Source organism: Pseudomonas sp. GM24 (genome assembly GCF_000282235.1).
Classification (GTDB): domain Bacteria; phylum Pseudomonadota; class Gammaproteobacteria; order Pseudomonadales; family Pseudomonadaceae; genus Aquipseudomonas.
Window position 1 is genome coordinate 1 of sequence record NZ_AKJR01000113.1, and the last position, 26,709, is coordinate 26,709.

The 26,709-nt window shown below is 59.4% G+C and carries 19 protein-coding genes and 1 pseudogene; 8 read left to right on the forward strand and 12 right to left on the reverse strand.

All coding sequences use genetic code 11. The features are described 5' to 3' along the window. Positions 1-155 precede the first annotated feature (155 nt). The 11 genes from PMI23_RS14515 to PMI23_RS14565 form a co-directional block, all read right to left on the reverse strand. Positions 156-2,144: a calcium-binding protein gene (locus PMI23_RS14515; protein WP_007920099.1), complete on the reverse strand. Its 1,989-nt coding sequence runs from the start codon at positions 2,142-2,144 to the stop codon at positions 156-158. Between the two features lie 270 nt (positions 2,145-2,414). Then, positions 2,415-5,435 (reverse strand): beta strand repeat-containing protein, encoded by a 3,021-nt coding sequence (locus tag PMI23_RS14520; protein ID WP_007920100.1) that lies wholly within the window; start codon positions 5,433-5,435, stop codon positions 2,415-2,417. A 227-nt stretch (positions 5,436-5,662) separates the two neighbouring features. After that, the gene (locus PMI23_RS14525; protein WP_007920102.1) at positions 5,663-9,256 is read right to left on the reverse strand and encodes a glycosyltransferase; all 3,594 of its coding nucleotides are present in this window, start codon (positions 9,254-9,256) and stop codon (positions 5,663-5,665) included. A 109-nt stretch (positions 9,257-9,365) separates the two neighbouring features. Continuing rightward, a complete protein-coding gene (locus tag PMI23_RS14530; RefSeq protein ID WP_007920107.1) occupies positions 9,366-10,934 on the reverse strand; it encodes a flagellar hook-associated protein 3 in 1,569 nt (522 codons plus the stop codon). Between the two features lie 13 nt (positions 10,935-10,947). After that, the gene (gene flgK, locus PMI23_RS14535) at positions 10,948-12,993 is read right to left on the reverse strand and encodes a flagellar hook-associated protein FlgK (protein WP_007920110.1); all 2,046 of its coding nucleotides are present in this window, start codon (positions 12,991-12,993) and stop codon (positions 10,948-10,950) included. A gap of 24 nt (positions 12,994-13,017) precedes the next feature. Continuing rightward, on the reverse strand, positions 13,018-14,310 hold the full coding sequence (flgJ, locus tag PMI23_RS14540; RefSeq protein WP_007920112.1) for a flagellar assembly peptidoglycan hydrolase FlgJ: 1,293 nt from the start codon (positions 14,308-14,310) through the stop codon (positions 13,018-13,020). An 11-nt stretch (positions 14,311-14,321) separates the two neighbouring features. Continuing rightward, positions 14,322-15,410, reverse strand: coding sequence for a flagellar basal body P-ring protein FlgI (locus PMI23_RS14545; protein ID WP_042704956.1), 1,089 nt, complete (start codon positions 15,408-15,410; stop codon positions 14,322-14,324). Positions 15,411-15,437: 27 nt separating this feature from the next. Further along, positions 15,438-16,133, reverse strand: coding sequence for a flagellar basal body L-ring protein FlgH (gene flgH, locus PMI23_RS14550; protein WP_007920116.1), 696 nt, complete (start codon positions 16,131-16,133; stop codon positions 15,438-15,440). A 52-nt stretch (positions 16,134-16,185) separates the two neighbouring features. Then, positions 16,186-16,971 carry a flagellar basal-body rod protein FlgG gene (flgG, locus tag PMI23_RS14555; protein WP_007920118.1) on the reverse strand — a complete coding sequence of 262 codons (786 nt, stop codon included), beginning with the start codon at positions 16,969-16,971 and terminating at the stop codon, positions 16,186-16,188. Between the two features lie 45 nt (positions 16,972-17,016). Continuing rightward, positions 17,017-17,757: a flagellar basal body rod protein FlgF gene (locus tag PMI23_RS14560; RefSeq protein ID WP_007920119.1), complete on the reverse strand. Its 741-nt coding sequence runs from the start codon at positions 17,755-17,757 to the stop codon at positions 17,017-17,019. 272 nt (positions 17,758-18,029) lie between these two features. Beyond that, entirely contained in the window at positions 18,030-19,592 is a 1,563-nt protein-coding gene (locus PMI23_RS14565; RefSeq protein ID WP_007920121.1) for a sigma-54-dependent phenylalanine hydroxylase transcriptional regulator PhhR, read from the reverse strand. A 373-nt stretch (positions 19,593-19,965) separates the two neighbouring features. Here PMI23_RS14565 and phhA point away from each other — a divergent pair, with 373 nt between their 5' ends. The 6 genes from phhA (at position 19,966) to PMI23_RS14590 (ending at position 24,378) form a co-directional block, all read left to right on the forward strand. After that, complete coding sequence (gene phhA / locus PMI23_RS14570; RefSeq protein WP_007920123.1) at positions 19,966-20,757, forward strand: phenylalanine 4-monooxygenase; 792 nt, start codon at positions 19,966-19,968, stop codon at positions 20,755-20,757. 117 nt (positions 20,758-20,874) lie between these two features. Continuing rightward, the gene (locus tag PMI23_RS14575) at positions 20,875-21,231 is read left to right on the forward strand and encodes a 4a-hydroxytetrahydrobiopterin dehydratase (RefSeq protein WP_003222798.1); all 357 of its coding nucleotides are present in this window, start codon (positions 20,875-20,877) and stop codon (positions 21,229-21,231) included. Beyond that, positions 21,231-22,424: an amino acid aminotransferase gene (locus PMI23_RS14580; protein WP_007920125.1), complete on the forward strand. Its 1,194-nt coding sequence runs from the start codon at positions 21,231-21,233 to the stop codon at positions 22,422-22,424. The genes PMI23_RS14575 and PMI23_RS14580 overlap by 1 nt, the downstream gene beginning before the upstream one ends. Before the next feature lie 267 nt (positions 22,425-22,691). Beyond that, entirely contained in the window at positions 22,692-22,823 is a 132-nt protein-coding gene (locus tag PMI23_RS30170; RefSeq protein ID WP_007920128.1) for a hypothetical protein, read from the forward strand. A gap of 70 nt (positions 22,824-22,893) precedes the next feature. After that, positions 22,894-23,076 (forward strand): hypothetical protein, encoded by a 183-nt coding sequence (locus PMI23_RS14585; RefSeq protein WP_042704957.1) that lies wholly within the window; start codon positions 22,894-22,896, stop codon positions 23,074-23,076. A 114-nt stretch (positions 23,077-23,190) separates the two neighbouring features. Further along, positions 23,191-24,378 (forward strand): MFS transporter, encoded by a 1,188-nt coding sequence (locus PMI23_RS14590; RefSeq protein ID WP_177321057.1) that lies wholly within the window; start codon positions 23,191-23,193, stop codon positions 24,376-24,378. On the opposite strand, the gene arfB is transcribed toward PMI23_RS14590, so the two are convergent. Further along, positions 24,375-24,788 carry an alternative ribosome rescue aminoacyl-tRNA hydrolase ArfB gene (gene arfB / locus PMI23_RS14595; RefSeq protein ID WP_007920134.1) on the reverse strand — a complete coding sequence of 138 codons (414 nt, stop codon included), beginning with the start codon at positions 24,786-24,788 and terminating at the stop codon, positions 24,375-24,377. The two genes, PMI23_RS14590 and arfB, sit on opposite strands and share 4 nt — an antisense overlap. Before the next feature lie 455 nt (positions 24,789-25,243). Here arfB and PMI23_RS14600 point away from each other — a divergent pair, with 455 nt between their 5' ends. Both PMI23_RS14600 and PMI23_RS14605 read left to right on the forward strand, forming a co-directional pair. After that, on the forward strand, positions 25,244-25,507 hold the full coding sequence (locus PMI23_RS14600) for a PAAR domain-containing protein (protein ID WP_007920142.1): 264 nt from the start codon (positions 25,244-25,246) through the stop codon (positions 25,505-25,507). A gap of 117 nt (positions 25,508-25,624) precedes the next feature. Beyond that, positions 25,625-26,709, forward strand: a pseudogene (locus PMI23_RS14605) (RHS repeat-associated core domain-containing protein); the annotation flags it as partial.

The following is a 26,709-nucleotide window of genomic DNA, read 5'->3' on the forward strand; positions in this document are numbered from 1 at the left end:
AGGGCGGAACCCTGATCAGCAACACCCGCAGCAACGGATACACACCCAAACCCCCAAGAGCATGGTCGGCCCAAAGGCCGCCAAGCCCCAGACAAAAAAAGGGATGAACCCAAAGATTCATCCCTTTCCACAAGCCAGATCAACAATGCAGACGATTACCCAAACATGGCAAACCCATCACCACTCACCGGCAGCTCAAACGCCTGACCATCGGCGGTCTGGATGTGCTCGATGTTGTTGAACCCGGCGTACCAGCCCGCCAGTTTCACGCCGTTGTCCGGCACACCAGTGCTGCCGTCATTGGCACTGTGCAGATAAGCGTCATCACCGATGCGGGTAACGTTCAACTGGCTGGCGTTGGCGATCGTGTTGAGGATCAGGGTGTCGTTCAGATCCCAGCCCTCATCCTGGATCGTCACCAGGCCGGTGGTGTTGACCACGTAGGTGTCATCGCCCTGACCGCCATAGGCACTGCCGCCGGAGGTCGACTGACCGGCCAGATTGAGGATCAGCAGGTCGTCGCCTTCGTCTCCTGTCAACGTGTAGTGGCTACCAGTGCCGGTGATCACGTCATTGCCTTGACCGCCATGGGCGAGGCCACGGCCGAGCGTAATGATGTCATTGCCCTCATCGCCGCTGACCCACGTGAACAGATCGTCGCGCGCAGCAACGATGACATCATCACCCGCACCACCGGACAAGCTGTCGGACTGCCCCGCAACGTCGAGACCTGAAGCCAGACCGCCGTAGATGTGATCGTTGCCATCGCCACCCTGAATCTGGTCGTCGCCCGCGCCGCCTTCAAGAATGTTATCGCCCCAGTCGCCCTCAAGAACGTCATTGAACTGGCTACCACGCAAGCCTTCGATATCGATGTAAACATCGTGGAACGCAATACCACTCTGCACGCCCCATTTCAGCGAAGCGCTCAAGCCTTCGCTACTGTCGTCATAGCTGACGATGTCGATACCAGCGCCACCCTCAAAGTTATCGGCACCCGCACCGCCCAACAGCACATCATTGCCGGCGCCGGAGACGATGGTGTTGTTCTCGTCATTGCCGTAGCCGACGAAGTCAGCGCTGCCGGTATACGTCAGATGTTCAACGAACGCGCTCAGTCTCAACTCGGACAGGCTGGTGTACACGCGATCGGTCCCCCCCATGTAGCCTTCGATTTCCTCGACGGTCACACCGGTGCTGTTGATTGTGTAGACATCGTCACCGCCACCGCCAGCGACGACCACACCACTGGTGTTCACGGTGAAGTGGTCGGCATCGGTGGAACCAATAACCTCTTCCACATTAATCAGCGTGTCGCCCGCCGCGTTGACACCGCCGCCGATCAAAATGTTGACCGGATCGAAAGCGTAGCGATAACTCACGGTGTCATGGCCGTCACTACCGTCGATGCTCATAAAGTCTTTGTGACGATAAATCACATCATCGAAGCCCGAACCCTGCAGCGCTTCAATGCCGGTGAAGGTGTCACCGTAGGCAATGGTCAGCCCGTCAAAGTTGGCAAAGTCTTCGACTCTCACGCCTTCAAGACTGTCGCTATAGCTGACCGTATCGTAGCCATTACCACCAACGAAGTGATCGGCACCATCCCCACCCCACAGCCAGTCGTTACCGGCACCGCCAATGATTTCGTTGTCACTGGCATTGCCGTAAGCCTTGAAATCGCCGGTGCCGGTGAAGGTCAGCTTTTCAATGAACGGGTCCATCTTGAGGGTGTTGAGGCTGGTGCGCAGTTCGTCATAACCCGCATTGTCTTCCTCGACAATTGCCACACCCTCACTGTCGACGATGTACAGATCATCCCCGACGCTACCCTCGAACGTCACACCGCCGACCGAACTGGTAAACGTATCGTTGTGGAACGTACCGAAGACTTTCTCGACACCGATGAGGGTGTCGACCTTGCCTTCAGCCCCTGCGACAGTCGTGGCATCTTTGCCGAACTCGACACTGACACCCGACGACATCGCGTAATAGGTCGCCGTGTCGAACCCTTCTCCGCCATCCAGCACATCAGAACCTGCACTGCCGATCAGTACATCATCCGACTCCAGTCCATAGAGTTCGTCATTATCGTCGGAGCCCAAGAGGACATCCGCTTCACTCGTTCCATTCACTACTGACATTTGCGTCTTCCTTGCGTTGTTGTTGAAAGCGGTTCTGTCGGCAGAGAGAGACCGTTCAAGCGTGCAATCCCTGCCGGATGAGTAAACGAATAAAGAGGTATCGACTGCAAAAACCCAAACCTTGAGCCTGCACACGAGAAAGTGTCGACGGGTGTGTAAGAAGGTTTCTCCAGAGACAAGAAAGGGCGAACCCGGAGATCGGGTTCGCCCTCAGCAGTATTGCCTACACCCTCAATCCCGTTGCGGGAGCGATGGTGTTCGATTCAGCGATCAGCCAAACATGGCAAACGCGTCACTGTTGGCCGGCAGGTTGATGACTTCTCCGTTGGCCGTCTGGATTTGCTCGATGGTATCGGAACCGGCGAACCAGTCTTTGAGCCGCACACCCTCCTGTGGAGTGTCACCCACGTTGAAACTCAATCGGTGCAGATAAAGATCATCGCCGACACGATCGATCTGCAATTCAGAGCTTTTGATGTACGACAACACTAGCTTATCGCCATGACTTACACCGTCATCCTGGATCGTCACCAGTCCCGGCGTGCCGATCGTGTAAATGTCGTCACCTTCACCACCATTGGCAAAACCGCTGGATTTGAGCACCAGTTGATCATCCCCGGCACCGCCAAACAGAGCAAAGCCCAGACCTGTTCCTGTGAGCAAATCGTTGCCCTCACCGCCATCGGCCATGCCGGAATTCACTGTAATAACATCACTGCCCGCCTCGCCGTAAGCCCGGCTGCCGGTGTCATTGGCGGCAGTCAGGAGGGTGTCGTTACCATTTCCGCCATACAACGTGTCAGCCTGCGCACCGGTATCGGCTCCTGGATTGGTAAGAGGGCCGATCAAAGACGCCAGACCGCCGTAGATGTAGTCTGCCCCGTCACCGCCATAAATAACGTCGCTCCCGGCATAGCCTTCGAGAAAATCAACGGCTGAAGTCCCCGTCAATGTGTCGTTGTATTGGCTGCCGATGACTCGTTCGATGTTGAGCAGGACGTCTCCTTGCGCATCCCCGCCCTGATTGATGTTGGTTTGCAGATTAACCGTCACGCCAGCCGTGCTGTTGGCGTACCAGGCAACGTCATGCCCTTCGCGCCCGTCAATCCGGTCGGCGCCCGCACCGCCGATCAAGTTGTCGCCAGAAGCCGTTCCGGACAAGGTGTCGTCAAAGCTGCTGCCTTGGAAAAACTGGATCGAGGCGTAGGTATCGCCAGCCGCATCGCCGGCATTGATACCGGTTTTCAGATCAATGGTGATAGCACCGTCAGAGTGTTCGTAGCTGACCATATTGAAGCCACCCAAACCATCGAAAGTGGTGGCCGTATCGGCGCCGATGAAAACGTCATTGATTGCTGTGCCTCTGAAAGCCTCGATACCGACGTAAGTATCTCCAGCAGCAATACCGGAATTGATCCCTGTTTTCAGGTCGATGCTGACGCCCACCGCACTGTCGTTGTAACTGACGGTATCGATACCCGCGCCGCCGATAAACAGGTCGGCACCTGCACCACCGTAAAACAGATCATTGCCCGATCCGCCAGTGATGATGTTATCGCTGGCGTTCCCCCAGCCAATGAATGCTCCGGAGCCGGTGTAGGTGAGGCGCTCGACATTGGCGCTCAGGTAGATCTGGCCGAAGTTGCTGCGCACTTCGTCATAGCCGCCACCTGCCTGTTCGATGACCGTACCGCCGGCACCATTGATGACATAAACGTCATCGCCGCCCCCCCCTTCAAACGTTGCAGTGGCACCGTCGACATTGAATGTGTCGTTGAGCGCCGTGCCGATGACCTTCTCGATATTGAACAGGGTATCGCCCTGAGCATCACCGCCGATGCCGGCACGACCCGCTCCCCCGCTGCGGATATCGACGTTGATGGACTCGGCAGATGTCGAGTAGTCAACCACATCACCGGTTCCGCCACCGCCATCAAACGCAAACACTCGGCTGTCGGCAATGAACGTGTCATTGGCGCCCGAACCCTTGATTGCCTCAATGCTCGTGTAGGTATCACCCGCGCCGATTCCGGAGTTCACTCCAGTCTTGAAGTTGAGCGTCACGCCCACCGGACTGTCGGTGTAATCAACGGTGTCCATGCCCGCACCGCCGATGAACTGGTCTGCACCGCCACCGCCGAGCAATATATCGTTGCCGATGCCACCCGTGATGATGTTGTCACTGGCGTTACCGTAACCGGTGAATGCCGTTGTACCGGTGTAGGTCAGTCGTTCGACGTCGGCGGCCAGCGATTGAATATCGTAGTTGGTACGCACTTCATCGTTGCCACCACCCGCCTGCTCGATCACTGTGGTGACGCGAGTGCCATTGATGATGTACACATCATCGCCGGCACCGCCTTCCAGGGTGAACGTACCGCCATTGACACTGAGCGTGTCGTTGAATGCCGTACCGATGACTTTTTCGATACCGGTCAGCGTATCGCCCTGAGCATCGCCACCGATGCCGGCACGACCTGTTCCTGCAGAAACCAGATCAACAGTGATCGCTGCGGACGATGTCGAGTAATCGACCACATCGCCAGTTCCGCCACTGCCATCAAAAGCGAACACCCGACTGTCGGCAATGAACGTGTCATTCGCGCCCGACCCTTTGATCACCTCGATGCCAGCGTAAGTATCTCCCGCCGCGATCCCGGAATTGACCCCGGTTTTCAGGTTGATGCTGACACCCACGGTGCTATCACCATAACTGGCGGTGTCGATACCGGCGCCGCCTATAAACTGATCGGCACCCGCACCGCCATACAACAAGTCGTTACCAACGCCACCTGTGAGGATGTTATCGCTGGCATTGCCCCAGCCAATGAAATCCCCCGTACTGGTATACGTCAGGCGTTCGACGTTAGCGCTCAGATAGATCTGACCAAAACTGGAGCGCACTTCATCATCGCCGCCCCCCGCTTGCTCGATCACCGTACCGCCATTGTTGAGGATGTAAACATCATTCCCTGCGCCGCCCTCAAAGGTGGCGCCACCCTTTTGCGCGGTGAATGTGTCGTTGAACGCCGTGCCGATAACCTTCTCGATGTTGGTCAGGGTATCGCCTTGAGCGTCGCCCCCCGTACCGGCCAGACCCGAGAGGTCAACGTTGATCGCTTGCGCAGACGCCGAGTAATCCACCACGTCAGCGGTCCCGTCACCGCCATCAATCTTGTCCGCACCGGCACTGCCCTTAATCAGATCATTACCGGCCAGACCGTTGATCTCGTCATCCCCACTGGTACCCGTCAGCGTATCCGCGCCGTTTGTTCCGTTAATAACCGCCATTACTTCTTCCTTGCCTTGTTGTGAACCGGTACCGGCATGCGCGGCGATCAACATCCTCGCGGCAAGCGCTCTAAACCCACGAATGTGTTGATATCGACTGCAAAGACGCGAAGCTTGAGCGTCGGCAAAAATTTGTATCGAAACTGGTGCAAAGACGATTTTCAGAAGCAAAAAAAAACAGGTGACTATAAAAGTCGCCTGTTTTTTTCAGATCACGCCTGGCTCGATCAATCGGCCAGCCAGCCGTATTCCCAGTAGCGCAGGTTATCGCCGCGCAACACGTAATCGCGCAGCACCACCTCACGCAATTCATCGCCCATGCGATAACTGGCATCCGGATCCGCCAGGTGCATGCGGATCGCTTGCAGCCATTCATCCGTGGAGTTGGTCTTGATCCGCGTGCACGGCAAGTAACCGCGATAGGCCTCGGTGTCGGTGCAGATCACCGGGTAACCGCAGGCGCCGTATTCCAGCAGCCGCAAGTTGCTCTTGCAGTCGTTGAAGATATGGAATTCCAGCGGCGCCAACGCGAGATCGAGGTTGAGGCTGGCCAGTTTCGCCGGGTACACGTCCAGGCCGATGACGCCATGGAACTCATGCATGTACGGCCGCAGATCATCCGGGCACATGCCGAAAAATACCCAGTCGACTTCATTGGCCAGTTCACGAACAACCTCGGCGATCACCGCCAGATCACCGTGGTGACTGGTGCCGCCGCCCCAGCCGACCCGCGGTTTCTTCGAGGTCCGACGCTGGCTGCGCAGGTGGCCCCACAAGTCCTTGGCCAACATGTTAGGGACGACACGAATGTCGTGGTGCATGTCCGACAGCACGTTGGCCAGCGGCGCGGTGGATACGACCGCGCGATCACACAGCCCGATGGCACGCCGCACCATACGCTCCATGTCCTGCTTGCTCGGCATATTACGGATGTGCGCATTGCGGTGGGGAACATCAATGACGTAGTCGTCGAGTTCGAAGATCCGTCGAGCGTTGAAGTACTTTTTCAACGGTGGGATTTCATCGATGGCGTGCTCCGAGTAGCGCCCTTGCAGAACGATCACATCAGGTGACTGACGTTCGATATCGATGATCGACGGCAAACCGTAGCAAATGCGCCCTTCTGCCCGATTGGCCGCTTCCAGCTCGATCATCGGCTGGCTCATGCGGTAATGGCCGATGGCTGAAGCGTTGATCGGCACCACCAGCAGATTGGGCAGCTGTGCCTTGGAGAACGCACTCCAACCGGTGCGCAGGCCAGGCTCCAGACTGAAGTTGGTGGCGCCCACGCCCTGCAACGTCAGGTTGACGTTGTAGGCCGGATCGCGCGCCACGAGCGGCAGCCAGCGCTGGTAAAACGTCTCCCTCTCCTCGGTGTGCTGCGCTTCTTCCTCAGGCGTCGCCATTGCACTTGGCCGTGCCCCCACGGCCAGCACCGCATGAGGGTTGAGCACCACCAGATAACCGTCACGGCCAACACGCAGACACAGATCGACGACATTGAGCGTTTGCTTGAGGTCCTGCTCGTCCAGCCCGCCGACCGCTTCGTACACCGACCGGCGAATCATCAGGCAGTCACCGCCGACGGCACTCAGGTCATGCACTGCTTGCAGGCGGTGCATGTACCCTTCCGACTGCATCGGCTGGCCATAGAACGGCAACCCGACCGGCCCGTTCAAGCCAAGAATCAGACCCGCGTGCAGCACGCCACCGTCCGGGTTGAACAGCTTGGCGCCGACCACCCCGACCTCCGGTCGTTGCGCATGATTGAGCAGTTCGTCGAGCCAATCGCTCTGGGTGATTACAGCGAAGGCATTGAGCATCAGCACATACTCACCGCGCGCCTGGCCGACGGCAAAGTTGTGCACCGCTGCCGCATTGCCCTTTTGCAGGTAGCTCAGCACACGTATCCGCTCGCTGCCCATTTGCGCCATACCGTCCAGCCACGCCAGCGCTTCGGCGCTTTCGCTGCCGTTGTCGACCAAGAGCAATTCGTACTCGGTGTAGGCAGTCTTTTCCAGCAGGGTCTCGACGCAGCGCTGCAACGCGGCGGTCTGGTCCTGCGTGACAATGACCACCGACACCAGCGGGCGCCGGGCATGGTGATAGTCGACACGATTGAGCAGCCCGCTATTACCGACACGGACTTCATGAGCGATGCCAAGGCGTTGCAGATGCGCTTCGAGGATTCGCGGACTTTGCTCGACGACGCCGGGATTGATAAGCCATTGCGACAGGTCGTATTTCGACTCCAGCAGCACTTCAGCAATGTGCCCGACGACTTGCAGGCCATCACTTTCAACCATGCGCCACAGCACATCGTGGGGCGCCAGTTCGGCGAACGTCGAGGTAAAACCGCCAAGGGCCAGAAACCGTTCGCGCTGGAATGCCAAGGCGCGCCCGACGTAGGGATAGCTACGCATGAGATCAAGGTTGAAATCAGGTTTGAACGCAGGCTCTGCCGACTCGCCATCGCGCAGGCTGCCTTCGTCGCTGTATAGGCATGTCAACGAGCTTGCGTGCGCAATGCGATCGGCCATCACCAACAACGCTGGCACCACCGGGCAGTCACCTGGCTGCAGCAGATAAAACCAGTCGGCGCCTTCCAGTTGCGGCAGCAGAGCGTTGATCTGCTCCAGGCCGTCACCCTGCAACGGCATGTGGAACACCCGACCGTCCAGCTTCGCTTCGCTGCAAACCGTGGACAGCACCAGCACCAGCTCCGGCGGATAATCCTGAGCGGCGAGCGCATCAAGCGTACGTTCCAGACCATCGCGGCTGCCTTGCCCATCAATGATGATCGGCACGATGCGCGGCTGATGCGACCAGCCGGCGAGGGTTTCCGGCAGCCATTTGCGCTGTGCCGCGGTCAGCACCCGACACGCCAGCCACTGCGCATAGAGTTCGCCGAAACTGAAGCTGTCGACACCGACCCCCAATTCCTGACGGCTCTGCTTGGAACCCAGGGTACGGCTCAGCGGCAGTTCTTCCCAGACCCGAGGTGTCTCGTCGGCCTTGGTCAATTGCACATAGCGCACCCATCCCGGCGCAGGCGCCGACTCTCCGCTGCGGACCTTGAGCATTTGCGAGATCCACTCGCGCTCGATCTCCGCCGCGTCTTTCATCGGTTGCTGCGCGCTCAGACGCTCGGGGTAAAGTCGTTCGGCACTCAGCACATTGTTGGAGACCACCAGGTTGCCGCGCCGCAGCAGGCAGACATACAAGGCAAAATCCAGGGTCGCGACGAAGCAGGCTCCATCCTCGGTAAGGGCCGGCAGCAGTTCGGCGACGTCGGCGCGCCGGAACATTGCGCTGCTGAAACCGCCGAGCACGTTGACTGGAAATTTTTCGAAGATGCTTAGTACGTCGTCGCCTTTGAGCAAGCCACTGGCCGGCGATAACGAGCTGTTTTCCAGACGTGCGGGCAGGATGATGTCGTTGGCATCCCACAGCAACCGTTGCGCGACCACCAGACTGACTTCTTCGCGCTGCATCTCATGGGCTTGCTGTTCGATACAGGCCGAATACAGCAGATCATCGTCACACAGGAATTTGATGAACTCGCCCCGGGCTTGCTCAAGGCAGGCCTTCAGGTTACCAACCAGGCCCAGCGTTCGTGAGTTGCGCACGTAACGCACTGCAAACCCGGTCTGCTCTGTCACCTGCGTAACGATGTCTTCGATCTCGTGGCCACGATTGTCATCGCATACGATGATTTCAAGATTGGCGTAATTCTGGCTGACGGCGCTGTTCAGCGTCCGCTCGAAAAAGCGCGGATTGAAGGCGGGAATAACGAGGCTGACAAGAGGAAGTGAATTCACGGCGGGCTCACAGGCGGTACGAGCCCGCTCGGAAAAGCGAGCCCTTGATACCGCTAAAAAACATGACTGAGGGACAAGGCAAACGGGCGCTTACGCGCCCCGTTGAGGATCAGATCTTGTTGAACAGACCCAACTGGCTGATCTTGCTGAACGCAAGCTGCGAAGCTTGCAGCATGGTCTGCTGCAGGGTCAAACGAGTCATCACTTCAGCCGGATCCGAATCGCGAATGGAGCCTTGAGTGGTGGTGTTCGCGGTGCTCAGGCTGTCATTGGTGACGGCCTGCATATCCAGCGCCTGACCACGTGCTCCAATCTCGGTCACCGCGGCGCCGATTTGATTGTTGGCCGCGTCGATGTTGCCGAGGCCCGCTTCCATTGCGCCCTGGAATTTCTGCTTGGCCACCGGATCCCCATCGATCGGAGTGTTCAACGCCGTGATCATCTGACCCAGGGTGTCGAGCACGTTCTGGGTCTGGTGGTCGTTCGGCTGGATCGAAAACTGATCACCGGCAGCCGGGGCAGCGCCCAGTGCGAACGTGACGCCCGCCGCAGTAGCGTTGTTACCCACGATAGTGCCTGAGGACACGGGTTTGCTGTCGGCAGTGACCGGCGCTGCGTACAGATCGAACGCGGTGGCGCTGGTGAACTTGAGGACGGCGCCGCCCTGCGGGAATGCCGCGGTGTAGGCGGCCTGGTCGGTGATGCTGGAGCCGGTGATCACGGCGGTCGACGGGTTACCCGGGCTGCGCGTGGTGGTGAACGAGTCCGGCGCGGTCGACAACTGGAAGCTGTGGCCAGCTATCACCGCGTCCGGGTTGGTGTCGCCGGTCTTCAAGTTGATATTCAACTTCATGTCGACGCCACGGAAGCTCACCGTCTGGTTGGCGCCGCTGCTGTTGCTGACCAGACCGTTCTGGCTCGCTTCAGCGGTCACGTCATTGCCCAGGGCATCAGTGATTTTCAGCTGGGTGCTGCTGAGGAAGCTGACGGTGTACGGCTGGCCGGCAGTGAACTTGGAATCATAGGTGGCGGCAGTGCCGACCGTACCGTTGGACAGCACAACGCGGCCGTCGTCCACGGCCGGCGCAGTCATGGTGACGTTGGTGCGCGCGGTATTGATGGTCTGCTGGAAAGCGGCCCAACCGGTGGTGTTGGTGCCAACAGTCATGCCGTCGCCGATGCCCAGATTGATCGTGGTCTGGTCACCGTTGTAGGAGTAGGTGCCATCGGCGTTCTGCGAGTACGGCGCGGTATCGGTTTTCGAACCGGAGAACAGGTAATTGCCGCTGGCATCCTTGGAGTTCATCAGGCCCAGCACTTGTTGCTGGATCTGGCCCAGTTCCGAAGCATAAGCCTGGCGGTCCTTGTCGGTGGCCGTGCCGTTGTTGGCCGCCAGGGCAAGTTCCTTGGCGCGTGCCAATGCGGTGGTGATGGAGTCCAGTGTCGACTCCTGCACAGTCAACGAACTTTTGGTGGTGTCGACGTTGGTCTTGTACTGATCCAGCATCGCCGCCTGCTGACCCAATTGCAGCAAACGCCCGGCACCGATCGGATCATCGGACGCATTGGTGATGCGCTGCAGGCTGCTCGCCTCGCTGGCGGTGGCGACAGCCTTGTTGAAGTTACGCTGATAGTCCGACGCTTGCGTGCCGTAATACTGGGCGGTGGAAATGCGCATGAATTACGACTCCTTAAAGGCTGTTGATCAGCGTGGCGAAAGTTTCCTGCGCAGCTTTGATGATCTGCGAAGACGCTGTGTAGTACTGCTGGTATTTGACCAGGTTGCCGGTTTCTTCATCCAGGTTGACGCCGGACAGCGAATCGCGCGCGCCTTTGGCGTTGTCCAGAATCGCCGTGGTGGCGGCGCTGTCAGACTTGCCTTGAGCGGTCTTGGTGCCGACGTTGGTCACCAGCTTGTTGTAAGCGTCAGTCAGGCTGATGCCTTTGCTGGCGGAACCGGTATCGACGGTCTGCGCAGTTTGCAGGGCGACCAGCGATTGCGCGTTGCGGTTGTCCGAGGACGCCGCACCGGTGAGGTTCATGGTGAAGGTTTCGCCAGGCTTCGGCGTGCCGCCAACAGTGGTCTGTACGGAGAAGGTTTTCTGTACGTTCGGCGTAACGCTGGTGTCCAGCACCGGGTTGCCGCTGGCATCGACGATGCCGACTTTAAGTTCCAGCGCGTTCGATTGACCGGGAACGATAGTGCCGCTGCTGATGAGGCCGCCTTTGGCATCCACAAAAGTGTAAGACTGGCTGCCCCCGGAGACCGCACCGAACACCAGTTTCACCGGCGTCGAATTCTTCAGCGCCGCCTGCATGTCAGCCTGGGAAGTCGGGTTGTAAATATCGATCTTGCTGTTCAGCGTCGGCTGGGTGAAGGTGCCCAGACCGCTGGCGCTGGCCACACCGGTCAACGGACCGGCCGCAGCGATTTTCTTCGGATCGGTGAGCACCGTCTGGATGCTCGCCGCCGCATTGCGGGTCGGGGTGATTTTGAAGCTGTCACCGGCGCTCAATGCCCCACCCTTGAGGGCGAGGGTGAATCCGTCGATCACTGGCGGCGGATTGGTTGTGGTGCTGAAGGCGCCCATGTCGGTGCCGTCGGAACGCTTGACGGTGTAGTCCGTGGCGCTGGTGAACGTCACTTGGTAATCGCTGGTGGTCAGCTTGCCGGTGTCCTTGATGGTGACATCGAGGTTTCCGGAACCGGTGCTGTTGCCCGACTGCGCGATGCTGCGCGAACTGATCAGCGCGGCACTGTTGATGTTGTTGAAAATCGCCGCACCGAAGTCACCGTTCTTGTCGATGCCTTGCGCTTGCTGGCTGTTGACCTGATCAGCGATCACCAGCGCCACTCGGCCCAGCTCGTTGAGCGACGGGTCGAGGACTTCTTTGCGGTAAGTCAGCAGGCCACCGATTTCGCCACCGCTCATCGCCGAGGTGATGTCGATGGTGCTCGAACCGCGATCCATCTGGATGGCCATGCGCGACGGGTCGTCTTTGCTTGCGACCATGCTCAGCGTGTTGGTGGTATTGCCAATCACCAACGGCTGACCGCTGCCGATGTAGACATCGAAACTGGTGCCACGCTCGACGATCTGTGCACCGGTCAGTTCGGAGAGCTGGCGTACGGCTTCGTTGCGGCTGTCGAGCAGATCGTTCGGCGCACCACCGCTGGTGGAGATCTCGCCGATCTTCTGGTTCAGGTTGGCAATCGAGGTGGCCAGCTTGTTCACCTGGGCCGTCATGTCACCCAGGCTGCCGTTGAGGGTGGTGTTCTGATCGTTGAGCTGTTTGGCAATGGTGTTGAAACGACTGGTCAGCGCCTGCGCACCGGTCAGCACCGATTGACGGGAAGTGTCATCGGTCGCCGAGGTCGAAACGCCCTGCATCGTGGTAAAGAATTTTTGCAGCACGCCGGTCAGGCCGGTGTTGGTGTCCGACAACATGGAGTCCAGCGGCGTGGCCTGGGCCAGAAACGCGGCCGATTCGCTGTCGAGCGAAGTAGCAGTGTGCAGTTGGCTTTCCAGGTACGAGTTGTACACCCGGCGCACGTCAGCCAGGGTGGTGCCCGTACCGATGAACACGGTGCCGTACTGCTGCGAGGATTTGGTGCCCTGCACGGTTTGCTGACGTGAATAACCGGCGGTGTCGACGTTGGCAATGTTGTTGCCTGTCGTAGCCAAAGAGGACTGGCTGGCCGACAGTCCCGACATCCCGATATTGAGCAAACTCATGGTTCAGACCTTATACCTTGTGCCTTATAAAGGCGTGGTGGATACACCCGCCGCAGCGTAGTTTTGGAAACTGTTCATCTGCTTGGCTATCTGCGAAATCTTGCTTGCGTAGTTCGGGTCGGTGGCGTAACCGGCCTTTTGCAACTCGCGTACAAACTGTTCTGGGTTATCGGCAGACTTCACGACATCTTGATAGCGATTATTGCTCTGCAGCAAAGTCACCAGATCGTGGAAGCTGTCCTTGTACGAGGCGTAGGAACGGAACTCGGCCGTCTCCTTGACCATCTCGCCATTACGGAACTCGCTGGTGATCGCGCGGGCCGAATCGCCCTTCCAGCTGCTGCTCGCCTTGATGCCGAACAGGTTGTGGCTGCTACTGCCATCCTGGGCGCGCATGACCGACTTGCCCCAACCGGTTTCCAGCGCCGCTTGCGCCACCAGATAACGCGGATCGACGCCGATGCGGTCGGCCGCTTCCTTGGCCATCGGCAGCATGGTGTTGACGAATTCGTCGGCGGAACTGAAGGCTTTCTTCGCCGGCGCCAACGGGATCTGCGCCATGGCGCGACCGTAAATCTGCATCTGCCCGCCGGAGGCTTTTTCGCCCTCGGCGCGTGCCAGCCAGTCGCCGTTGTACAGCGGGCCGGCGCCAGTGGTGGCCGCGGTAGTCGCGCGTTGCGGCAATTGCGTGGCCACTGCCGGCGTAGCCGATGGCACCAGGCCTGCGAGCAAACGATCGGCCAGTTTCGGTGGCAGAGCCAGACGACGCTGATTGATCAGTTCCATGTCATTGCGATGAGCCAGTTGCGTGTTCGGCGCGCTCACCGAACGCGAAGCCCACAACGGACGCTCGCCATTGAGCCGCGACAATGGACCGTTGGTAGCAACGGTGCCAGCGGCAACCGGTGTGACCACGGCCGCAGCTTTCGCCTTGGCCTCTTCCTGCTTGGCGGCGGACGCGGCCGCAGCCTCACCCGGCGCCAGCGGTTTGTTCTTCGACATCTGCCGCATCAGCACGTCGGCCAGACCGATACCACCGCCCTCGCGGGACATGGAAACGGCCAGTTGCTGGTCGTACATTTCCTGATACTGCTTGGCCGCCGGCGTGTTCAGCGGGTTGTCTTCACCCAAGGCGTTGGTCGCCGAGCGCATCGACTTGAGCATCTCGCCGAGGAACAGCGATTCGAATTCCTGCGCCACTTTGCGCAGGTTCGCATCGCTGTTCTTGTCGCCGACCTTGAGCTGGTTCAGGCGATTGAGGTCCGAGTAGGAACCCGAATCGCTACTGCTGACCAGACCGCTTTTGCGCATATCCATAAGGGTTGGCCTCAGATCACGATCAGGTCGGCTTGCAACGCGCCGGCCTGCTTCAAGGCTTCGAGAATGGCCATCAAGTCACCCGGTGCCGCGCCGACCTGGTTCACCGCCCGCACTATCTCGTCGAGGGTGGTGCCCGGGCCGAACTTGAACATCGGTTTGGCTTCCTGCTCGGCATTCACCCGCGAGCGTGGCACGACAGCGGTCTGGCCATTGGATAGCGGGCCGGGCTGGCTGACAATCGGGTCTTCGGTGATGGTCACGGTCAGGCTGCCGTGGGTCACGGCGGCTGGCGACACTTTCACGTTCTGGCCGATGACGATGGTACCGGTACGCGAGTTGATGATGACTTTCGCCACCGCCTGACCCGGATCGACTTCGAGGTTTTCCAGGATCGACAGGTAGTCGACGCGCTGGCTCGGATCGAGTGGCGCGGTGACGCGGATCGAACCGCCATCGATGGCTTGCGCAACGCCAGGGCCGAGCATGTCGTTGATCTTGTCGACGATACGTTTGGCGGTGGTGAAGTCGGAACGGTTGAGGTTCAGCGTCAGGCTGTTGCCCTGGTTGAAACCACTCGGTACCGAACGTTCCACCGAGGCACCGCCAGGGATGCGACCGGCCGACGGAACGTTGACGGTGATCTTCGATCCGTCACGGCCCTCTGCGTCGAAACCGCCGACCACGAGGTTACCCTGAGCAACTGCGTAGACGTTGCCGTCGATACCCTTGAGCGGGGTCAGCAACAGCGTACCGCCGCGCAAGCTCTTGGAGTTACCGATCGAGGACACGGTAATGTCGACCTGCTGACCGGGCTTGGCGAACGCCGGCAAGTCGGCACTGATCGACACCGCCGCGACGTTTTTCAACTGCACGTTGCCCGATCCCGGCGGCACTTTGATGCCGAACTGCGAGAGCATGTTGTTGAAGGTCTGCAGGGTGAACGGGGTTTGCGTCGTCTGGTCGCCGGTGCCGTTAAGCCCGACCACCAGGCCGTAACCGATCAACTGGTTGGAACGCACGCCGGAAATGCTGGCGATATCTTTCAGCCGCTCGGCGTGGGCACCAAAAGCGGCGGACATCAGGGTCGCCGCCAGCATGAAGCTTTTCAGATTCAACGTAGCCACCTAGAAAGGGAACAGCGGGCTGAGGAAGAAACGGTCGAACCAGCCTGGCTGACTCGTATCGGCAAATGCGCCGGTACCCGAGTAGGTGATGCGTGCATCGGCGACCCGGGTCGACGACACGGTGTTGTCCGTGGCGATGTCATCGGCGCGCACCAGGCCGGCGATGCGCACCAGTTCGTCACCGGTGTTCAGTGTCAGCCACTTCTCGCCGCGCACGGCGATGATGCCGTTGGGCAGCACGTCAGCGACGGTTACGGTGATCGAACCGGTCAGGCTGTTGCTCTGCCCGGACTTGGCGTCGCCCTTGGTCGAACGGTCAGCGCTATAGCCGGCGTTCAGACTCAGGTCACCGCCACCAATCGGGTTGTTGGTGGTCAGGCTGGAGCCGAACAACGAAGTCAGACCGACACTGTTATCGCTGTTCTTGTCCATCTGCGAGTTGGCGTTCTTGCTCGCCTGTGTGCGCTCGTTCAGGGTGATGGTGATGATGTCACCGACCCGGAAAGCCTTGCGATCGCTGTACAGGTTCTGCTCGAAGCCAGCCTGATAAATCGAGCCGTTGTTGGCCGCAGCCGGCAACGGTGTGCGCGGCAACACCGGGGCGTAGTAAGGGTCATTGGGCTTGGGCGTCGGGGCGACGCAGCCCGCGAGCGAGACGACCCCACTCAATGCCAGAACAGATACAAAGCGATTCATGACCCTACCTCACGGTGTTGCAGGCGACCTCATGGCCGCCTCATAGACTTGATTACAGATTCTGCGTTACGAACGAGAGCATCTGGTCAGCGGTGGAGATCACCTTGGAGTTCATCTCGTAAGCGCGCTGAGTGGTGATCATGTTGACCATCTCTTCAACGGTGCTGACGTTGGAGGTTTCCAGGGTGTTCTGCAGGGTGGTACCGAAACCGGCCAGACCCGGGGTGCCGACTTGCGGCGCGCCGGAAGCGGCAGTTTCCAGGAACAGGTTGTTGCCCACGGCTTGCAGACCGGCCGGGTTGATGAAGTCGGCGGTTTGCAGGTTGCCGATCACCTGCGACGCGGCGTTGCCAGCGACAGTGATGGACACCGTGCCGTCACGGCCGACGGTGAAGGTCTGGGCATCGTTCGGAATGACAATGGCCGGTTCCAGAGCGAAACCACTGGCGTTAACAATCTGGCCATTGGAATCGAGGTGGAAGGTACCGTCACGGGTGTACGACGTGGTGCCGTCCGGCTGCAGAATCTGGAAGAAACCGCGACCGTCGATAGCCATGTCCAGCGGCTGCTCGGTGGTTTGCAGGCTGCCGGCGGTGAAGTTTTTCTGGGTGCCGACAATGCGCACACCGGTACCCAGTTGCAGACCCGACGGCAGTTCGCTGTCCTGGGTCGACTGAGCGCCTGGTTGACGCTTGATCTGATAGAGCAAGTCCTGGAACTCGGCGCGATCACGTTTGAAACCCGTGGTCGACACGTTTGCCAGGTTGTTGGAAATGGTGGTCAGGTTGGTGTCCTGGGCGGACAGACCGGTTTTGGCAACCCATAGAGCCGGAAGCATTCGATTCTCCTCGTGCGCCTGTTTTACGGCGCGACGTTCTGATAATTAGCTGATCTGCAAGACCCGAGCCATGGCCTGGTCGTCGTCTTTGGCGGTGTTCATCATTTTGACGTGCAACTCGAACTGCTTGGCCAAGGCCAGCACCGAGGTCATCTCTTCAACGGCGTTGACGTTGCTCGACTCAAGGAAACCCGACACCAGCTTGACGTTGGCATCGGCCGGCGCAGGCTGGCCGTCCTTGGTGTAGATCGAGCCGTCGAGGCCCTTGTTCATGTTCTTGATGTCCGGGTTGACCAGTTTGATCCGGTCGACTTCCGCCATGACGCGCGGGCCTTCGCCCATCGCACGAATACTGATGGTGCCGTCTTCACCGACTTCGATCTGCTGCTCGGGCGGCACGGCGATCGGACCGCCGTTGCCGATCACCGGCATGCCGTTGCCGGCGCGCAGCACGCCGAGGGCGTCGACATTGAGGCTGCCGGTGCGCACGTAGCTTTCGCCGCCGTTAGGGTTCTGTACGGCAATGAAACCGTTGCCGGTCACCGCGACGTCAAGGTCGCGGCCGGTCTGCACCAGCGAGCCCGGGGTGAAGTCGGTGGCGGGCCGTTCGCTCATGGCAAACGCACGCGCCGGAAAGCTGTCACCGAACACCGGCATCGAACGCGCCTGCTCCAGGTCGCGCTGAAAACCGTTGGTGGAGATGTTCGCCAGGTTGTTGGCATGCGCCTTTTGCGCCAGCGCATTCTGGCTGGCGCCGGTCATTGCCACATAAAGGTACTTGTCCACACTCTTTCCTCTGCATGCCGGACGTTTGCCGCCCACCGCTGTACTGCTGAGCCATAAGCAATTTGCAGACCAACTTTTTTCTGGCGCACAAAGGCCCGGTAAACAAAGGACTTGAGGGATGGCGAGAGGAAATTTGAAATGTATCGAAGTCGAAAAACCGGCGGTGTTATGCCGCTTGGCGGCAAAAGATCAAAAGATCGCAGCGTGCCGCAGCTCCTACATTTGAAATGCGTATTCCTGTAGGAGCTGCCGAAGGCTGCGATCTTTTGATCTTAAGCTTCGGGATCTTTGCCGACCTCATATTCACGCAGTTTGTTGGCAATCGTGGTGTGCGAAACCCCCAGCCGCTTACCCAACTGCCGACTGCTCGGATGCTCGGAATACAGCCGCTCCAGCACTGCTTTCTCGAAGCGCCCGACAATCTCGTCCAGCCCACCCTCCAGCGAGAAATCGCCAAGCGGCTGACGCACGCCGTAATCCGGCAGACGAATATGCTCAGCTTTCACCGTGCCGCCATCGCACAGTGAAACTGCCTGGAACAAAACGTTTTCCAACTGCCGCACGTTGCCCGGCCAGTGGTAATGACTGAGGCGATCCATCGCCGCCGGCGCCAGTTTCGGCAGCGAGCAGCCGATCTGCCGACTGGCCTGATCAAGAAAATGCTCTACCAGTGGGGTTAACCCGTCGAGGCATTCGCGCAGCGGCGGGATGTGTAAGGAGAGCACGTTCAAGCGGTGATACAAATCCTGGCGAAACTCACCGCGTGCGCACAGCTCAGACAAGTCCACCTGGGTGGCGCAGATCACCCGCACATCCAGATAAACCTCTTCATCACTGCCGACCCGTCGGAAGCAACCGTCCTGTAGAAAGCGCAGCAACTTCACCTGCAAGCGCGGGCTCATTTCACCGACGCCGTCGAGAAACAATGTGCCGCCCGCGGTCAACTCCAATAGCCCAAGCTTGCCCTCAGCGCGCGCGCCTTCGAACGCACCCGGGCCATAACCGAACAACTCGGTCTCGGCCATCGACTCGGGCAGGCCGGCGCAGTTAAGCGCCATCAACGGCGACTGCCCGCGCGGACTGGCGAGGTGGCAGGCACGCGCCAGCAACTCCTTACCGGTGCCGGTTTCGCCTTCAATCAATAGCGGCGCATCCAGTGGTGCCATACGCCGCGCTTCCCGCACCACGGCGGCCATGACTTTCGAACTCTGGAAGATGCTGTCGAAGCCACGCAACTCTTGCTTGCGCACGTTGTAGATGCGCTCGCCAACGCGGTCGGCGCGATGCAAGGTCAGCACGGCACCGGCCATCGCTTCACTGTCGTCGTGCTCCGATTGCAGCGGTGCGATGTCGGCCAGAAAGATATCGCCCTTGACCTTGACCCGCATGCCATTGATTCGCGATTTATTCGCGCGCACCAGTTCCGGCAAGTCGAAATCTTCGGCGTAGCGCGACAACGGAATCCCCGGCACCTCATCAACGCGCACACCGAGCAACTGCGCCGCCGCGCGGTTGGCCGCGACGATCGAGCCACCCATGTCGATCGACAACACCGGAAACTCCAGTGCGCCGAGCAGCGCATTCAACTCCATGTGCCGCCGCTCGCTGGGCATCAGCCCTACCCGCTTGACGCCAAACACCCCGGCGATCGCTTCGAACTTGGGGCGCAGCGCTTGAAACTGAATATTGATCAGGTTCGGACAGTGCAGGTAGATCGCATTGCCATGCTCGCCACCGACCTCGCCGCGCGCGACGTTGATGCCGTAGGCAACCAGCAGGTTGAGAATGTCGCGCAGGATGCCGATGCGGTTCTGGCAGTGGACTTTGATGCGCATATAAATCGCCCGAATAAACGATGAGAAACCTGTAGGAGTGAGCCTGCTCGCGATGGCTTTGGGTCAGTTGATATTGATGCTGACTGATACACCGCTATCGCGAGCAGGCTCATTCCTACAGGGGACCGCGCCAGACTTTTCTATGGTGGCACGCAGATAGTTGTCAAGATTATGTGACAGCCATCGGCCTTTTCAAACCCGTGAATCACCGTAAAAGCGAGATATCCGTCAAACCGTAACGATAACTTTACGAATTAAAGAGAAATTTCCTACGCGCAGGCCATTCAACCTGCTGCACATCAACCCGCTCTCAGGTAATTCTGAATCCATCGCTGGACATAACAAGAACGAATTCCCCTAGCAGGAGAGCAGTATGAAGCAGACGCAATACGTGGCCCGCGAGCCCGATGCGCAAGGTTTTATCGACTACCCCGCCGAAGAACATGCGGTGTGGAACACGCTGATCACTCGCCAGCTAAAAGTGATCGAAGGGCGTGCCTGCCAGGAATACCTGGACGGTATCGAAAAACTCGGTCTGCCCCACGACCGCATTCCGCAACTCGGCGAGATCAACAAGGTGCTCGGCGAGACCACCGGTTGGCAGGTCGCCCGCGTTCCGGCGCTGATCCCCTTCCAGACGTTTTTTGAACTGCTGGCCAGCAAGCAATTTCCGGTCGCTACATTCATTCGTACCCGCGAAGAGCTGGACTACCTGCAAGAGCCGGATATTTTCCACGAGATCTTTGGTCACTGCCCGCTGCTGACCAACCCGTATTTCGCCGAATTCACCCACACCTACGGCAAACTCGGTTTGCAGGCCACCAAGGAAGAACGCGTTTATCTAGCGCGTCTGTACTGGATGACCATCGAGTTCGGCCTGGTCGACACCCCACAAGGCAAACGCATCTACGGCGGCGGCATCCTGTCCTCACCGAAAGAAACCGTTTACTCGCTGTCGGACGAGCCTGAGCATCAAGCCTTCGATCCGCTCGAAGCCATGCGCACGCCGTATCGCATCGACATCCTGCAACCGCTGTACTTTGTCCTGCCGAACCTCAAGCGTCTGTTCGATGTGGCCCATGAAGACATCATGGCCATGGTTCGCCAAGGCATGCAGCTGGGTCTGCATGCACCGAAATTTCCGCCGAAACCGAAAGCCGCGTGAACCGCGACTTTTGCTGACAATTGAGCCTGTCAGTCGCCGCCACTTTGGTTTAGCGTGACGGCATTGACAGCTCAAACGCTTTAATAAAAAAAACACACTCGATTTCAGGAATACACCATGTCGACTTTGAACCAAGCCCACTGCGAAGCCTGCCGCGCCGATGCGCCACAAGTCAGCGACGAAGAACTGCCGATCCTGATCAAGCAGATCCCTGACTGGAACATCGAAGTGCGCGACAGCATCATGCAACTGGAGAAGGTCTTCCTGTTCAAGAACTTCAAACACGCACTGGCCTTCACCAACGCTGTCGGCGAGATCTCCGAGGCCGAAGGTCATCACCCGGGCCTGCTGACCGAGTGGGGCAAAGTCACTGTGACCTGGTGGAGCCACTCGATCAAAGGTCTGCACCGCAACGACTTCATCATGGCCGCGCGTACTGACGAAGTGGCCAAGACTGCAGAAGGACGCAAGTAATGCATTTTGACGCCATCGGCCGGGTACCCGGCGACCCGATCCTCGGCTTGATGGAGGCGTATGCGCAGGACAGCAACCCGCGCAAATTCGACTTGGGCGTTGGCGTCTACAAGGACGCTCAGGGCCTGACGCCGATCCCGGAAGCGGTGAAAATCGCCGAAGCGCGGCTGGTCGAAAGCCAGGACACCAAGACCTACATCGGTGGCCACGGCAACCCGCTGTTCGGCAAAGTCATCAATGAGCTGGTGCTCGGCGCCGACTCGAAGCTGATCGCCGAACAGCGTGCCGGCGCTACTCAGACCCCGGGCGGCACCGGTGCCCTGCGTCTGGCCGCCGACTTCATCGCCCAATGCCTGCCGGGCAAAGGCGTGTGGCTGAGCAACCCGACCTGGCCGATCCACGAAACCATTTTCGCCACGGCCGGGGTCAAGGTCAGTCACTACCCATACGTGGGCAGCGACAACCGCCTCGACGTCGAAGCCATGCTCGCGGTGCTCAACGAAGTGCCGAAAGGTGATGTGGTACTGCTGCACGCGTGCTGCCACAACCCGACCGGTTTTGACTTGAGCCATGATGACTGGCAGCGTGTACTGGACGTGGTGCGCAGCCGCAATCTGCTGCCACTGATCGACTTTGCCTACCAGGGCTTTGGCGATGGCTTGGAGCAGGATGCCTGGTCAACCCGCTTGTTCGCGGCAGAGGTGCCCGAGCTGCTGATCACCAGTTCCTGCTCTAAGAACTTCGGTTTGTACCGCGACCGTACCGGTGCGCTGATCGTCTGCGCGAAAACCGCCGACAAGCTCATCGACATCCGCAGCCAACTGGCCAACATTGCCCGCAACCTGTGGTCGACACCGCCGGATCACGGCGCGGCAGTGGTCGCGACCATCCTCGCCGATCCAGAACTGAAAGCCCGTTGGGCCGATGAAGTGGAAGCCATGCGTCTGCGTATTGCGCAACTGCGCAGCGGCCTGGTTGAAGCGCTGGAGCCGCACGGCTTGCGTGAACGTTTTGCGCACATTGGTGTGCAACGCGGGATGTTCTCTTACACCGGGCTGTCGCCGGAGCAAGTGAAACAACTGCGTGAGCATCACAGCGTGTACATGGTCAGCTCGGGCCGGGCGAACGTTGCCGGTATCGACGCTACGCGCCTCGCCTTGCTGGCCGAAGCCATCGCCAACGTCTGCAAATAATCCCTCCCATTGCTCGCTCCCACGCTCCGCGTGGGAATGCAGCCCGGGACGCTCTGCGTCCCAACAGCGGACGCAGAGCGTCCATTGAGGCATTCCCACGCAGAGCGTTGGAACGATCAATCTCTCGTCTGGGCCTCCCCTGCGGCCATCTGTCGCATTAATTTGAATTAAAAGTCTGATTGTCATTTTTCCTGCTGTATCCTTCGCAGGCTTTCTAAAAGCGCGGATCTACCAGATCTATCAACAGACTTAGCGAGGAGCGCAACCATGCACGAGATTCCTAATCTCCCCTTCCCAAGCCTGCACGTACCTGAGCAGACGACCACGCAACAAGCCGGCGCCCTACAGCCCGAGCCGAAAGAAGCCGTTGAGAGCCGCCCGGCCGACAACGAAGAGTAAGACCCGTCGTACAGACCGTGTGGAAAGCGCTAACATGCGCTTTCCACACTGCCTGAACCCCGAGCCCGCCATGACCGACGAATTCTCCGAAAGCCAAGCTGCCGTACTGATCGGCGCCACCGAGAAAATGATCGAGATCTGGAATCGTCTCTCGCCCGAGAAACAAGCCGCCCTGCTCGCCCGTTTCGGCACAGAGGAAAACGCTCTGGCCGCGCTGGTCACCACGCAGCTGGTTGCCCCCGCCAAACCTTGATGTCGCCATCCAGCAAATAGTTTTACTTTTCCCGCCCCAGATCCGTCGGCGTCGGTATCATAAGCAGCCTATCTAATCTGCCGTTCCCGTGGATCGTTACCCATGTCGTCCTCTATGCCAGAACCCCAGCGCCCCCTGGCGGTTACGCTGCAAGTCGTTTCCATCGTCCTCTTCACCTTTATCGGATACCTGAACATCGGTATTCCGCTCGCGGTATTGCCGGGCTATGTCCACAGTGACCTGGGCTTTGGTGCGGTGATCGCCGGCCTGGTGATCAGTGTGCAATACCTCGCCACCCTGCTCAGCCGTCCGTATGCTGGCAAGATCATCGACAACCAGGGCAGCAAACGCGCGGTGATGATTGGCCTCGCCGGGTGTGGCTTGAGCGGTGTGTTCATGCTGATTTCGGCGTGGACACCGAGCATGCCGATGCTCAGTTTGATCAGTCTGTTGATCGGTCGACTGGTGCTGGGCAGCGCGGAAAGCCTCGTCGGCTCCGGCTCGATCGGCTGGGGCATCGGTCGCGTCGGCGCAGCAAACACCGCCAAGGTGATTTCCTGGAACGGTATCGCCAGTTATGGCGCACTCGCGGTCGGCGCACCGTTCGGTGTGTGGCTGGTCAGCCAGTTGGGTCTGTGGAGCATGGGCGTCAGCATCATCCTGCTCGCCGCGCTGGGCCTGTTGCTGGCCTGGCCAAAAACGCCGGCACCGATTGTCGCCGGCGAGCGTCTGCCGTTCATGCATGTGCTCGGTAAAGTGTTTCCCCATGGCTGCGGTCTGGCGCTGGGCTCGATCGGCTTCGGCACCATCGCCACCTTCATCACCCTGTATTACGCGACTCAGCATTGGGACAACGCCGTGTTGTGCCTGAGCCTGTTCGGCGCCAGCTTCATCGGCGCGCGGCTGCTGTTCGGCAACCTGATCAACCGCCTCGGCGGCTTTCGCGTGGCGATTGCCTGTTTGTCGGTGGAAACCCTTGGTCTGCTGCTGTTGTGGCTGGCGCCGGACGCGCACTGGGCGCTGGCCGGTGCGGCGTTGAGCGGGTTTGGTTTCTCGCTGGTGTTCCCGGCGCTGGGCGTGGAAGCGGTGAATCTGGTGCCCGCATCCAGCCGTGGCGCAGCGGTCGGCGCCTATTCGCTGTTCATCGACTTGTCGCTGGGGATCACCGGGCCGCTGGCCGGGGCGATTGCGGCAGGCTTCGGTTTTGCGTCCATCTTCCTGTTCGCCGCCCTCGCCGCGCTAAGCGGATTGGCACTGAGCGTGTATCTGTACAAGCACACCGCCAAGTATCGCGAAGACTAGAAGTCCACTTTGCCGCGCCCGGCCTTGATGCTGCCGCGCTTGGTTTTCGATTCGAGCCGACGCTTCTTTGAGCCGAGGGTCGGCTTGGTCGGACGGCGTTTCTTTTCGACTTTGGTCGCGCTGAGAATCAGCTCGACCAGACGCTCCAGCGCATCGGCGCGGTTGGCTTCCTGCGTGCGGTATTGCTGGGCCTTGATGATCAGCACGCCATCGCTGGTGATGCGACTGTCACGCAGCGCCAGCAGCCGCTCCTTGTAGAACTCGGGCAAGGACGAGGCCGGAATGTCGAAGCGCAAGTGCATGGCGCTGGAGACCTTGTTGACGTTCTGCCCACCGGCGCCTTGCGCGCGGATGGCGGTCAGTTCGATCTCGGCATCCGGCAGATGCACGTTGTTGGAAATCACCAGCATGGAAAAGCGTCCGTAATCAGAACCCGCAGGATACCGCGAAACAGACCTCGAACCTGCTGAAGATCCACTGCCGGCCTTCCCCTGTTCGCGATGAAGCCAAAGCAATCGCCATCGATTTGTCAGAAATCGATCAGCCGCCCAACTGCGCAACTTCTTGCGCACCTGTCGTCAAAAAAACGCCCGTCAATAGTCTCCAGCCCATGTCACACGGGCCCTGTAGCCGAGTGCGCAAGAAGTTGCACAGCACTGCGCAACTTCTTGCGCACTTTGAACCGTTTTCCCCAGCAAAAATCGATTTATCCCGCAGTCATCCGGCGCAAACCCTTGCTGCGTAATGGCCATATAGTGGCTGGCACGGATTTTGATATCAAATCGGCACTAACGCCTGCTGAACGCAGGCAGGAAAGACAGGATTGCTCGCCGAGCCAGCCATCCTCGGTCAAAGGAATGACGCAATGAAAGACGCAATTCGCTTGGGCGACTCCACCACTCACGGTGGCAAAGTCCTCGAAGCCTTCTCCCGCACCGACCTCAACGGCAAGCCGATTGCCGGGGTCGGGCACAAGGTCAGCTGCCCGTTGTGCAAAGGGGTTTTCCCGATTGCCGAGGGCAGCAGCACCTATACCGTCGATGGCACCCCCATCGCACTGGACGGCATGAAAACCGCCTGCGGCGCCGCCTTGATCGCCAGCGGCCCGAAAGGCGCTGTCGTCAGCTAATCCCGTTTTTTCACTTTGATGCGTACCTCTGTGAGGCGGCTTGTTGTCGCCCGCTCGCTGAGGTCTTCAACTTTTTGCCCGCAAAGCCCGGCCCTTGTTGGCGGGTGAGATGCCGTAATGACCACTGAAACTGCTGTCGCAAAACGTGAGCCCCAAGCTGCCATCGCTCCACTCAATGCCATCGACGTTCAGGACGTCGCCAGCAGTGCGGCGGCTTTCGATGCCTGGCTGCAATCCGCCACCGATGGTGTGGTTACGCTTGACCGGATCAAGAACTACGCCGGCTTCTTGCCGGTGGTCGGCAACATCATGGCGCTGGTCGATGCGCTGAGTGACATCGTCACCCTGTCGGACGCCAAGCAACGCGACTTGCTCACGTGGGCCAGCCTTGGCATCAACCTGATTGGCGTATTGCCTTTGCCGCCGTCGATGGCGGCGGCGCGCATGACCCTGCGGCCGACGCTGTTTCTGGTGCGACAGGAGATGAGGGCCAGCAGCAAGTTGTTGCTCAGCACCTCGGTGATCGAGGTGCTGGTCGGTCACCTGAACGCCTCGATCATCGGCACCCTCGATGACTTTGTTGAGCAAGCCAAACGCAAGTTACCGGGGATTCTGGCGGACGCTGGCAAGCTCGGCGAAGAAATCATCAACGAGATTGCCACCGGTATCGAAACAACAGCCCTTGGCCGGCTGGATGCCAAGGGTGATCTGGAGGAAGCCAGCGCAAGAGCAAGCGTCGGCCGCGGCCAACTGCTCAACGACCCCCTCGCGACGGCCGACAACTTTTTAGCGGCCGCCAACAGCGCCTTGAAAGCGGCAGGCAAAGGGATGGTCAACAGCGTCGCGCAGAATCTGCTGCCAAACGATCTCCAGAAACAGATCACCACCGAGACCGGCAAACTGCGCGCGATGGGCCCGGAACTGCGCACGCAGTTGAGCAAGCTCGACGATAAAAATGTGCAGAACTCCATCGGCTGGCTGCTGCAGATCCTCTCCAGCGCCGTGACCCTGTGGCGCAAGCGCAATGCCCATGGCCAGAACGCCGCGGTCCATACGGAGAAGACCGGTAAGGCCACGCACACGGCTGCGGAAGGCGAGTTGGGCGCTAACAACAAGCAAGTCCCAGCGAAAAGTGCGCCTAATCCGGAGAAAGGGCCCTGTAAATGCGCCACTGAATTCAGCATCAACTTTGCCCTGGGTTC